The following is an 11,750-nucleotide window of genomic DNA, read 5'->3' on the forward strand; positions in this document are numbered from 1 at the left end:
ACGACAACCGGAATCACAATCCGGGGCTCTACCAACTGAGCTACAATCACCACTTAATACGCTATATTTTAACGCAGTTTGCTCATTGCACCAGATTTTTTTTTACAACCGCAGTTAATCGATGGTTTTCTGAGCAACACCGCAATTTCAGTATGCTATGCTGGAAATGCACGTTAACTCTATTTTTGAACCAGGAATTGTTATGGAAGAAATGACTACTCTATTGACTGATAATCATGAGTTGTTACTCAGTTATATTGTTCGAATCGTCGCCGCTATCGTTATTTTTTATATTGGTCGCATGGTTGCACGAGGTTTGTCTGGCTTAATGGAAAGGGCATTATTATCACGTTCTGTTGATAAGGCAGTGGTGTCGTTCTTATCAAGTATCGTTTACGCCTTAATTTTAATTGCCACTGTGTTGATGGCTTTATCGCAAATTGGCGTGCAAACGACCTCCTTTATTGCCATTCTTGGTGCGGCCGGTTTAGCAGTGGGTCTGGCCTTGCAGGGCTCACTGGCGAATTTTGCCTCAGGTGTGCTGATTATCCTGTTCCGTCCGTTTAAATCCGGCGACTTTATTGATGCCGGTGGTATTACTGGTACTGTGGATAAAATTGAAATCTTTCAAACAATTATGAAAACGCCTGACAATAAAAAGGTGTTAATTCCTAATGCGCAGATCACCGGCAGTGCTATAACGAACTTTTCGGCCGAGCCAACCCGGCGGGTTGATTTAGTCATCGGTATTAGTTACGACTCTGATTTATTAAAAGCCAAACAGTTGCTGCAGCAAATTCTGAAAGAAGATAAGCGGGTATTAGCCGAGCCAGCAGCCAATGTTGCGGTTTCCGAGCTGGCCGATTCATCCATTAATTTTGTCGTTCGCCCCTGGGTTAACGCTGCAGACTACTGGGCCGTATACTGGGATACTTTGGAAAAAGTTAAACTGACCTTTGACGAACAGGGCATCGGCATTCCATTTCCTCAGATGGATGTACATATCAAAAATCAAGCGAAGGAGTAATGATGAAGTTGTTATCGACTCTGGCTGTTGCAGCAATGGCGGCCAGTTCGCCCTTGCTGGCGGCTGATACTAAAGTGTGGCAAACCTCTGCAGAGTTGGGCGCTATTACCACCTCAGGTAATACCGTTGGCACCTCAGTCACGGGCAAAATAGACGCCAGGCAGGATTTAGAGCAATGGAGTAATCAATATATCTTCAGCGCTTACTTTAAAGAAGATGAAAAAACCAATGCTGATGGTGAGCGGGTAAAAGAGCGTTCAGCAGAGCGTTACCTGATCTCCGGCAAAGGGGCCTATAAATTGAATAAGGAGCATGACAACCTGTTTGTGTTTGGCTCGCATACCGATGACAAGTTTGGTGCCTTTGAGACATATACAACACTGGCGGTCGGTTATGGTACCCGTTTATTCGATGCCGAACACCAAAGTCTGGATGTTGAAATAGGTCCCGGTTATTTCCGTGGCAAAAGAGCCAATGAGGATACGGAAAGCGGCTTGATTGCCCGTGGCGCCGCGTCTTATAAATGGCAACTTAGTGAATCAGCGGCTTTTACCCAAACCCTGAGTATTGAATACGGTGATGATAATACCCGAACCGTTGCTGAATCCGCTATCAGTGCTCGCATTAACAACGCGATGCAAATGAAGGCGGCGTTTTTAGTGCAAAATGATTCAGATGTACCGGTAGATAAAAAACGTACGGATACCCAAACTTCGTTGACGCTGGTGTATTCGTTCTAAGCAGCATATCTGAATAGCCAACAGGCAAGGCCGCTATTATGGCTGGCTTTGCCTGTCGCCTGTTTCAGCTGTGCTATAGTCTGAAACTAGCATCCGCCAGCTGAACAGAGTGAATGGCTAACCATGTTTAAATCAAACAAACAGCATCAGTTATTGCGCTACTACCCGTTACTCGGCGCCTCGCTATATCTGGTGTTTGGTTGGGCCTGGGTGGCTTTTAGTGATGGCCTGCTAGCCTGGTTGGTTGACGACCCTCAGCTGCTGATGCGTTATCAAACCTATAAAGGCTTGTTTTATATTGTACTTACTGCTGGCATGGCTTGGTTTTTACTGCAGCAGCAACATCTTTATGCCCGTCACTTAGCGGCGTCTGAAAAGGCATTTAATCAGACCTTTGATCATGCAGCGGCCGGCGTGGCATATGTAGCCCCAGATGGCCGTTTGGTCAGGGTTAATCAGGCGTTTTGTCAGTTGATGGGGTATAGCGAGCAGGAGTTGGCGGCAATGGGCTTGTCTCAACTTACGCATCCGGCTGAGGTAATGACCGATCAACAGCAGTGGCAGCAACTGGTGGCGGGTAGCAGCAAGCGTTACAGCATTGAAAAACGCTATTTACGTAAAGATGGTCAGCAGTTGTGGGCGCGTTTATCAGTGGCATTAGCCGACAGTGAGCCGGTAAAGGTGATTTGTGTGATTCAGGATATCTCATCCTTAAAACACACCCAACAGCAATTACAGGAAAGTGAGTTAAGGTTCAGAACCTTGCTTGATAATACCCCCCAGATTTCAGTGCAGGGGTACGATGAGTTTGGCACTACCATTTACTGGAACCGGGCCAGTGAACTGATTTATGGTTATTCAAAAGAAGAAGCTCTTGGGCAAAACCTGCTGCAATTAATTATTCCCCCAGCCATGCATGCCGGCGTTAAGCAGGCCATTTATGATATGGCCAGTAGCGGCGAGGCCCGGCCGGCGGAGGAGTTAAGTTTACGGCGTAAAGATGGCAGCATTGTCGAAGTGTATTCGGCACATGCCGTGGTGCAATTGCCGGATAAAAGGCCACAAATTTATTGTATAGATTTGGATTTAACAGAGCGTAAACAGCAGCAGGCGGAGCTGGCCTTTTTAGCGGAGTACGACCCCTTAACACATTTACCGAATCGACATTTCTTTAACCAGCAACTGGAGCATTCGCTCAAAGTTGCCCGTCGCGATCAGCAAGGGATAGCGGTGCTGCTGCTGGATCTTGATCATTTTAAAAATGTTAATGATAGCCTGGGTCACAACAGTGGTGATCAGTTATTACAGCAGGTTGCTGATCGTTTACGCTGTTGCTGTCGGGAGTCTGATACGTTGGCGCGACTGGGGGGCGATGAATTCGGTTTGTTGCTGGAGCGCATTCCGCAGGCAGAGGATGCGGCGCGTTTTGCGCAGAAGGTGCTACAACAACTGGAGACGCCCTTTATCTTAGCGGCCGGACAGGAATTAACCATAGCGGCCTCGATTGGTATTAGTTTGTTTCCGCAGCATTCTGATACGGTAGAAAGCCTGATCCAGGGCGCCGATGCCGCCTTGTATAAAGCCAAAGCGGAAGGGCGTAATACCTATAGTTATTTTTCTGACCAACTGACTGAAAAAGCCCGGCAGCGGCTGACCTTGGAAGCCCGCTTGCGTCAGGCCATTAAGTTACAGCAGCTCTGTTGTTATTATCAGCCGCAATTGGATATCACCAGTGGCCAGATGATCGGCGCTGAATTATTGATCCGTTGGCTTGACCCGGAAGTGGGTCTGATACCGCCGGATCAGTTTATTCCTGTGGCCGAGTCATGCGGTCTCATTCATGCCATTGGTCACTTTGTGTTGCAGCAGGCCTGTGAGCAGGGCCAGCGCTGGTTAAACATGGGGTTGCCAGCATTACGTCTGGCGGTCAATGTGTCACCACAACAGTTCGCCAAAGGTGATTTGCAACAGCAGGTACTGGATTTACTGCAAAAAACCGGTTATCCGCCGGCCTCTCTGGAGCTGGAAGTGACAGAAAATGCTCTGATGGCAGATGAAGATCGGGTGGTCGAAAGCATGCAGGCGCTGCGAGAGCTGGGTATTCGTTTAGCGGTAGATGATTTTGGTACTGGCTATTCTTCGCTGGCCTATTTAAAACGTTTACCGCTGGATTTGCTGAAAATTGACCGGCGTTTTATTGAAGATTTAGCGGTCACCTCGGATGACCGGCAAATTACCAAGGCTATTATTGATCTGGCGCACACCCTGAAATTTGAAGTACTGGCCGAAGGGGTAGAAACGCAAAGTCAATTAGCGGTGCTAAAACAGATGCAGTGCGATTACTATCAAGGCTATTATTTCAGCCGGCCTTTACCCGAAGCGGAATTTACCGCCTTGTTGCAGCAACATGCCAAGGTCGTCATGCCCTAAGTGCTGATACTCAGTTTGCTATAACCCAGGCCTTGCTGTTTTTCGACGCGGATTTGCAGTGGAATACGCTGCTTCAGTGCTTCGACATGGCTGATTATCCCCACCATCTTGCCACTGGCATGTAGCTGATCTAAGGCTAATAATGCCATTTCCAGGGTATCAGCATCCAGGGTACCAAAGCCTTCATCTAAAAATAACGAATCAATGCGGGTATTGCTGCTGACCAAATCTGACAAGGCCAGCGCCAACGCAAGACTGACCAGAAAACTCTCACCGCCGGACAAGGTTTTGGTGTCACGGGCACTGTCAGCCTGCCAGGTATCAATAACCAGTAACTCAAGTTCTGCTTGTGGATGCCGTGCCAGCTGATACCTGTTATGCAACCTTTGCAATTGCTGATTTGCTAGCGTAATTAGTTGTTGCAGGGTGAGGCCCTGAGCAAAGCGGCGGTATTTAGCACCATCAGCTGACCCAATTAAACCATTTAAACGCTGCCAGTGTTCCAGTTGCTGCTGTTGCTCAGCAATTTGCTGCAGTAATTGCTGCTGTTGCTGGCGTCTTTCCCTGTCGCTACTCAGTTGATGCTGCAGCTGACCTTGTTGTGCGCTCAGCTGTTGTGAGGCCTGCTCTAATTGCTGCAACTGCTGCTGCAATGTCTGCAGCGGTAAGTCTGTCAATTGTTGTTGCGCTAACTGCTCACGTTGCTGTTGCCGGTCGCTGAGCAAACGTTGTATTGCCACCTTAGCTTGTTGCAGCTTGAGTTGTAACTGGCTGAGCTCTGTCAGTTGTTCATCCGTCAGTAAGGCGGCACTATAGGCTACCTCATCGGCAAATTCACTGGCTGCCAGCGCCTGTTGCCACTGCACTGTGGCTTGTTGCAGTTGGCTGTGTGCCTGCTGACTTTGGCGTTGCAATGCCAGTTGCTGACCTTGCCACTGTTGTAAATGTTGTTGCAGTTGCTGGCGTTGCTGTTCGATAGCCGACAAGTCAGGGATGCGGTCTGTGTTTGCCGGGGGCGGTTGCTGTAATGCCTGCCATTGTTGCTGCCACTGGCTGAACTGTGTGTTCAGCGCAGCCTGTTGCTCGCCCAATATTTGCTGTTTTTGCTGCGCCATCAGCAGCTGATGTTGCAGCTCGGTTTGTTTCCTCTCACACTCTTGCTGCTGCTGCGCTAACTGTTGCAGCTGTTGTTGTTGTTGTTCTAATTGTTGTAGTTGCCAGGCCGTCGCATCCAGTTGCTGTTGTTGTTTTAATAACGCCTGTTGCAGCAGGCTGCTGTTTGGCTGTTCAGGTTCTGGCAAAGTATCCGCTGTAGGTGTTGGCAGTAGCACTGCTAATTGTTGCTGCAGCTCACTCAGTTCAGCCTGTTGCAGCTGCTGTTGTTGTTTTAATTGTGCAATTTCGCTTTGTAGCGACGCTTGTTGGGTACGCCCGCTTTCGCCCGCGCTTTGTACCTGGCGAAGTTCGGCTTCTTTGTCTGCCAGTTGTTGGGCAGTGGCTGAGCTATTTAGTTGCTGATACTGGCTGACTGCCGGATGGGCGGTACTGCCGCAAAGGGGGCAGGGTTGCTCAGGCTGTAATTGTGCTCTGTGCTCTGACAGCTGCATTATCAGTTGTTGCTGGGCCAGCAGCTGCTTTTTATCCGCGATCTGTTCGCTCAGCTGTTTAAACTGTTGCCTTAGTGCGGTTAGCTGCTGTGCCAGTGGCACCAACTGCTGCTGCTTATCTTCAAGTTGCTGCTGGCGGCTAGCAAGTTGCTGTTGCCATTTTTGCTGTAGTAGCACAAGTCGTTCGGCTTGTTGCAACTGATACAGTTGTTCACGTTGTTGCTGTTGTTGCTGGCGTAAGTTGGAGATATCACCCACTTGTGCCAGTAATTGTTTATGCAGTTGCTGCAACTGTTGTTGCGTCTGTTGCTGCTGCTCTACAATGGTACTCAGGCTAGTTAATTGCTGGTGCATATTCTGCTGCTGTTCAGTCAGCTTAAGCTGCTGTTTTTCGGTCTGTTGCAGCTGGGAAGCTAAATACTGCCTGCCCTGCCATAACAAGCGCCCATGCTGAATAGTCGCGCCAGCGATCTGCTGCTGCAGCTGTTGTTGCTCGGTATTAAGTTGTTGTTGCCGTTGCTGAGCCTGCTGCATGCTGTGGTATAAAGGCGCCAGCTTACTGGCGGGCTGGTGTTGTTGCAGCCTGAGCAATGCGGGTTGTTGCCGGGCTTGCTCGGCGCTGAGCTCTGCCGCTTCCTGCTGGCTTTTCGCCAGAGCCTGCTCTGCGGCAATCAGTTGTTCAGTCCATTGTACTAACTGGCGCTGTTTGTTTATGGCGGCGTGTTGCTCAGTCTGGCGACTGGCGACGGCGCTGAGCTCTGCTTGTAAAGAGCGTTGTTGCTCGTCAGACAATAACTCGGTGGCCGAGGCTTTGGCTTGTAGCAACTCTAAGCGGGTTTTTTGCTCACGTGCATCGGCAAACACTTGCTGTGAAATGCGGCCATAAATATCGGTGCCGGTCAGCTCTTCCAGTAACTCGGCGCGCTGGTTGGCATCGGCATTTAAAAAGGCCGCAAAATCGCCCTGTGCCAGCAGCATAGATTTGGTGAAGCGGCCAAAGTCCAGCCCGGTTAGCTCACTCACTAATTTAAGTTTTTCATTGGTTTTTTCCGCCAATATGGTGCCATCAAGCCTGGCCAGTTCTACTTTTGCCGGCTGCAAATTGCCCTCGGTCTGGCCTCTGGCACGGCGCTGACTCCAAAAAGCCCGATAGCCTTGACCGGCGACTTCAAATTCTACTTCTGCCAGACATTCACTGGTATGGCGGGTCATCAGCTCATTGCTGGTAGGCGAGGTTTTAAGCCTGGGGGTCTGGTGATACAGCGCCAGACAGATGGCATCTAATAGTGTGGTTTTACCGGCGCCGGTAGGACCAACAATGGCAAATAAATTGGCATCAGAAAATGGCGGTTGCCGAAAATCAATCAGCCAGTCACCACGAAGTGAGTTAAGGTTCTGCAGCCGCACCAACAGGATTTTCATAAGCTGCTGCCATCTGGTTTGGCGATGTTATTGCTGGCATCCTGCACCTGTGCTAATACCTGGTGGTGCAAAATGGTCAATTGCCGTTGTTGCAGCTCATCCAGCGACTCGTTGCTCAGGCGCGCTTGCCAGACATCTGCCGGGGCCAGTTCGGCCAGACTGGTTTGCTCCAGCTGAGGCAAGCTGTTGTCACTGCTGCTGCGCTCCCGCCTTAGCCTGAGTAACTCTACCGGCAGTTCGCTTAACAGCTGTTCTACCCTGGGTTGTAAATCGCTAAGGTAGCCATCCACGCTACTGATCACCAGCTCCAGCCACAGCCGCGCATCCGGCGCCAGGCTGTCCTTGGGCAGTGTCGTCAGCACCTGTGCTACGGCTGAGGTTAAGCCGGCTATATCGGTTTTAATGCTGGCTAACGGCTGAAAACAGGGAATATTGACAGGACTAACGGTTTTTTGCTGCTCGTTAAATTCAATGAGCCACAACAGTTTTTGCTGGCGGGCTTCATCAAAACTGAGCGGAATTGGCGAACCACTATAGCGGATGTCGTTGCTGCTGTTCAGTTGTTGCGCCTGATGAATATGGCCAAGGGCAATGTAATCCGCTGGCGGAAAGGCACTTGCCGAAAACGCTTCTAAAGTGCCGATATAAATATCGCGCACCGATTCTGATTGGCTGACACCCACAGTGGTCAGGTGACCGGTCATCACCACCGGTAATTGCAATCTGTGCTGTTGATTATACTGCTGAGCTAACTGAAACAGCTGTTGATAATGTCGGGCAATCGCCTGTTGCAAATCCTGCTGCTTTTGCTGGCCACTTTGCCCTGCCTGGCTTTGCAGTAAGTCGCGTGAGCGTAAAAACGGCACCGCGCCCAGCAAACAGCCGGGCTGGCCGGCGCTATTTTTCAGGATCAGCAGTTGCTCAGCGGGCTCGGCTGGGATGGCCGGCACCACACTGGTATGCAATTTAGCCAGTAACTGTTTGCTCTCGGCCAGCACGGCAGGGGAGTCATGGTTTCCGCCTAATATTACCAAATGGCAGCCCGTTGGCTGTAAATCGACAATAAACTGGTTATACAGCTCGCGGGCATAGCTGGGCGGGGTAGCGGTATCAAAAATATCGCCGGCAACAAGCAGCGCATCCACTTTTAGCTCGTTAATTTGCGCCACTAACCAACGCAGAAAAGCCGCATGCTCAGCCGCGCGGCTTTTACCAATAAAATGCTGGCCCAAGTGCCAGTCGGAGCTGTGGAGAATTCGCATGCCAGCATTACCCGCTTAAAAACCCGTTTAGCTAAAGTAAAAAGCCTGACGAGTCAGGCTTTTTACTTAGTTGTCGTTACATAACTAAAAATCTTAGTCTAGAACGGAATGTCGTCATCAAAGTCGATTGGTGGTTCCATTGGCGGCCGCTGTTGCTGCGCCGGTTGCTGATAACCGCCTTGTGGCTGAGCTGGCTTTTGGTAGCCACCTTGCTGAGGTGCGGCCTGAGCTGGCGCTTGCTGGTAGCCACCTTGTTGCGGCTGCTGATACCCACCCGCTTGTTGCGCTGGTGCTTGTTGCTGTGGCGCCCGTTGCTGGTAACCGCCTTGCTGGCCGCCGCCCATGCCGCCACCCTGCTGCTGGCCGTCACCGCGGCCATCCAGCATTTGTAATTCGTTAGCAACGATTTCAGTGGTATAGCGTTCTACACCGTCTTTATCGGTCCACTTGCGGGTTTTCAGCTTGCCCTCAAGGTATACTTTGCTGCCTTTACGCAGATACTCACCGGCAATTTCTGCCAGGCGCTGATAAATAACTACCCGGTGCCATTCTGTTTGCTCTTTTTTTTCATTAGTGGCTTTATCGGTCCAGCTTTCAGAGGTCGCTACGGTTAAGTTAGCCACCGCGCCACCCTGTGGCATATAGCGCACTTCTGGATCAGTGCCCAGATTGCCAATTAAAATAACTTTATTAATACCACGCGCCATGCGATTTCTCCTGAAAATTAGGGTTGCTCTGTGCCAACCAGGGTTTGGGCCTGCGCCAGGTCAAACTGCGAAGCGCTGACTTTTAAGTAACAACGTTGCTCCGCCAGTAAAATAGTGACTTCTTGTACACCCGCCAGTGCCGCCAATTGGTCTGCCAGCTGCCTGGCGGCTTGCTCTGATGACAGCTTAACCGGAAGTGACAAACGCTGCGCCCGCGCAGGAACAGATAAGTTACGGGCTATAAGCAACCATATTAAACCAATACCGGCCAATACGGCAAACACCATTGCGAATCTAAATTGCTGAGCGACGAGTCCACCGAGCACTCCGCCAATAAAGGCGCCAAAAAACTGGCTGCTGGAGTAAATACCCATAGCACTGCCGCGTTGCCCGGCCGGTGCCACCCTGGATACCAATGCTGGCAAGCTGGCTTCTAAAAAGTTAAAGCCGGTAAAAAACACCAGTAAGGCGGCAATTAACCAGGCTAAGTTATTGGCTAAAAAGGCCATTAACATGGCCACTATCAGCAAACTGATTGCGAGTAAAAAATAGCCCTTTTCCTGCTGTTTGCGCATCGCAATAATCATCATCGGTACCATCAGCACAAAGGATGCCAATAGCACCGGTAAGTAAACCTGCCAATGCTTATCCGCTGCCAACTGATATTGACTTAGCAGTAATGGCAGGGCAACAAACATTGCCGTCAGCATTAAATGTAGCAATAAAACGCCGATATCAAGCTGCAATAACTGGCGGTGTTTTGCAATGTTCATTAACGAAGCCGGTACGGCCAGGGTTTCGGCAGCAGGGGCTTTACTGACACTTCGCGGCACTAAAAACGCTACTATCAACATGGCACAGCAGGCCAATACCGCCGTAAACCAGAATACACCGCTTAACCCTGCCCATTTGGCCATTAAGGGGCCAATAATCATCGCCAGCGCAAAAGATAAGCCTATGCTGGCACCAATAATGGCCATCACTTTAGGGCGCTGCTCGTCACGGGTTAAATCGGCCGCCAGCGCTAACACAGCGCCGGCAATGGCACCGGCGCCTTGCAAAATGCGGCCAAAAGTCACCATGTAGACAGAATCGGCCAATGCCGCCACTACCGAGCCCAGCACAAATAATGCTAAGCCCAGCAGCATGACCTTGTGGCGGCCAATACGGTCTGACAACCAGCCAAACGGAATTTGCAGAATAGCCTGAGTCAGGCCGTAAGCGCCAATAGCCAGGCCAATCCACAAGGGTGAGTAACCAATAAGCTCAGTGCCGTAAAGTGCAAACACCGGCAGCAGCATAAACAGGCCTAGCATCCGGGTTGAGAACACCAGCGCCAGGGTTAATGCGGTCTGTTTTTCCAGAGAATTAAGACGATGCATGAATGAAGTCTGTCGCAACAGGTTGATAGCTAAATAGCGGGTTAGTTTAGCATAAAATTGGCGGCTGGCATGGCTTTATCGGCGGTTGCAAAACTGCGAATTTAAACTGTTAGTTGTCAGTAAAATTTACAACTTCCGCCGCTGATTTTATGTATTGATTTCTATCTGCTTGTAAAATATGAACTTTAATAAATGGCACGATTTATGCTTTAAAATATAGTGCTTTTTGTTTAGTTGTGCAGCGAGCTGTTTTGCTGATTTCGGAAGTAACCTATTACAGTGTGGTTCTTGATCTGTAGTGGCCCTCTTACTTACCTAAAATCTGAGCAACAGGGTAGTGGCTTAGTCAGTGGTATTTATAAGGAATGGAAATGATAAAAAACACTTTTTTACCCATGATGTCGGGAATCGTTTTACTGGTAATGTCCGTTGCTGTCAAAGCGACTCCTATCACAATTGATGTGCGTTACCAGAATATGGTTAATGGTTCCGAAACCATTTCAGCCTCTTTAAACGATACCTCAAGCCGCAGTGTTCTGGCGGGAATGATCCGATTTAGTTATGACAATCTGAGTTCACCTTTGCCTTTCGAACTGGATGATGATTTGACAACTTTTTGTATAGAGTTTTCTCAATTAATTAAAACCAATCAGACACTGACTTACCAAATTCAATCTGCAGATGAATTATTTGGTGCTGCAAAAGCAGATGCTATTACACGTTTGTATTCGGGGTTTAGAGATCAAACAGGCACATCTATCGGTAATGCAGCATTTCAATTAGCCTTATGGGAAATTGTGCATGACTTTCAAAGTGATTTATCGGGCTTCTTACTTGAACGTGGTAGCTTTAAAACCACCAGTAGTAATCAGAGTGTCACTTTGGCGCAGAGTTGGTTAGATCAGTTAGCTAATATCAAGAGCCAACACACTATGCATGTTATGACTAATTCACAGTCACAAAATCAGCTGATTTTTTCTGGTCAGCCACAGACTTCTTTTAATGATCCTGTACCGGTGTCTGCACCAGCTACCCTGGGTATTTTTGGTTTAGGTTTGTTGGCGTTAGGCTTACGCCGCCGTCAGGCTTGAATAGAGCTTCCCAAATGGCAAGGGGTGTATAAATTTACAGCTCCTTGCCGTTTACCCCTTAAAATTAGCCGGAAGATCTGCA

General features: G+C 49.3%; 8 protein-coding genes. 4 read left to right on the top strand and 4 right to left on the bottom strand.

Going from position 1 to position 11,750, the window contains the following annotated elements; translation table 11 throughout:
- Positions 1 to 202 precede the first annotated feature (202 nt).
- From V7D78_RS09790 to V7D78_RS09800, 3 genes are all read left to right on the top strand, one after another.
- Positions 203 to 1,027, top strand: a complete 825-nt coding sequence (locus V7D78_RS09790) for a mechanosensitive ion channel domain-containing protein (protein ID WP_333608267.1) — start codon at positions 203 to 205, stop codon at positions 1,025 to 1,027.
- A gap of 2 nt (positions 1,028 to 1,029) precedes the next feature.
- Entirely contained in the window at positions 1,030 to 1,767 is a 738-nt protein-coding gene (locus tag V7D78_RS09795) for a DUF481 domain-containing protein (RefSeq protein WP_333608268.1), read from the top strand.
- Between the two features lie 123 nt (positions 1,768 to 1,890).
- On the top strand, positions 1,891 to 4,197 hold the full coding sequence (locus V7D78_RS09800; RefSeq protein ID WP_333608269.1) for a putative bifunctional diguanylate cyclase/phosphodiesterase: 2,307 nt from the start codon (positions 1,891 to 1,893) through the stop codon (positions 4,195 to 4,197).
- Here the strand turns inward: V7D78_RS09800 and sbcC are convergent.
- The 4 genes from sbcC to V7D78_RS09820 form a co-directional block, all read right to left on the bottom strand.
- A complete protein-coding gene (gene sbcC, locus V7D78_RS09805; RefSeq protein ID WP_333608270.1) occupies positions 4,194 to 7,226 on the bottom strand; it encodes an exonuclease subunit SbcC in 3,033 nt (1,010 codons plus the stop codon). The two genes, V7D78_RS09800 and sbcC, sit on opposite strands and share 4 nt — an antisense overlap.
- Positions 7,223 to 8,488 carry an exonuclease subunit SbcD gene (gene sbcD / locus V7D78_RS09810; RefSeq protein WP_333608271.1) on the bottom strand — a complete coding sequence of 422 codons (1,266 nt, stop codon included), beginning with the start codon at positions 8,486 to 8,488 and terminating at the stop codon, positions 7,223 to 7,225. The genes sbcC and sbcD overlap by 4 nt, the downstream gene beginning before the upstream one ends.
- A 98-nt stretch (positions 8,489 to 8,586) precedes the next feature.
- Positions 8,587 to 9,195, bottom strand: coding sequence for a single-stranded DNA-binding protein (gene ssb, locus V7D78_RS09815; protein WP_333608272.1), 609 nt, complete (start codon positions 9,193 to 9,195; stop codon positions 8,587 to 8,589).
- A 17-nt stretch (positions 9,196 to 9,212) separates the two neighbouring features.
- On the bottom strand, positions 9,213 to 10,577 hold the full coding sequence (locus tag V7D78_RS09820; RefSeq protein ID WP_333608273.1) for an MFS transporter: 1,365 nt from the start codon (positions 10,575 to 10,577) through the stop codon (positions 9,213 to 9,215).
- A 371-nt stretch (positions 10,578 to 10,948) separates the two neighbouring features.
- Here V7D78_RS09820 and V7D78_RS09825 point away from each other — a divergent pair, with 371 nt between their 5' ends.
- Entirely contained in the window at positions 10,949 to 11,668 is a 720-nt protein-coding gene (locus V7D78_RS09825; protein ID WP_333608274.1) for a PEP-CTERM sorting domain-containing protein, read from the top strand.
- Positions 11,669 to 11,750: the final 82 nt, after the last annotated feature.

The sequence above is a fragment of the Arsukibacterium sp. genome (genome assembly GCF_036735525.1).
Classification (GTDB): Bacteria; Pseudomonadota; Gammaproteobacteria; order Enterobacterales; family Alteromonadaceae; genus Alishewanella.

Bases quoted from the DNA above. Each gene is read 5' to 3' on its own strand.
- V7D78_RS09820 (WP_333608273.1), bottom strand. From the start codon at position 10,577: ATGCATCGTCTTAATTCTCTGGAAAAACAGACCGCATTAACCCTGGCG.
- ssb (WP_333608272.1), bottom strand. From the start codon at position 9,195: ATGGCGCGTGGTATTAATAAAGTTATTTTAATTGGCAATCTGGGCACT.
- V7D78_RS09825 (WP_333608274.1), top strand. From the start codon at position 10,949: ATGATAAAAAACACTTTTTTACCCATGATGTCGGGAATCGTTTTACTG.
- sbcD (WP_333608271.1), bottom strand. From the start codon at position 8,488: ATGCGAATTCTCCACAGCTCCGACTGGCACTTGGGCCAGCATTTTATT.
- V7D78_RS09790 (WP_333608267.1), top strand. From the start codon at position 203: ATGGAAGAAATGACTACTCTATTGACTGATAATCATGAGTTGTTACTC.
- V7D78_RS09800 (WP_333608269.1), top strand. From the start codon at position 1,891: ATGTTTAAATCAAACAAACAGCATCAGTTATTGCGCTACTACCCGTTA.
- V7D78_RS09795 (WP_333608268.1), top strand. From the start codon at position 1,030: ATGAAGTTGTTATCGACTCTGGCTGTTGCAGCAATGGCGGCCAGTTCG.
- sbcC (WP_333608270.1), bottom strand. From the start codon at position 7,226: ATGAAAATCCTGTTGGTGCGGCTGCAGAACCTTAACTCACTTCGTGGT.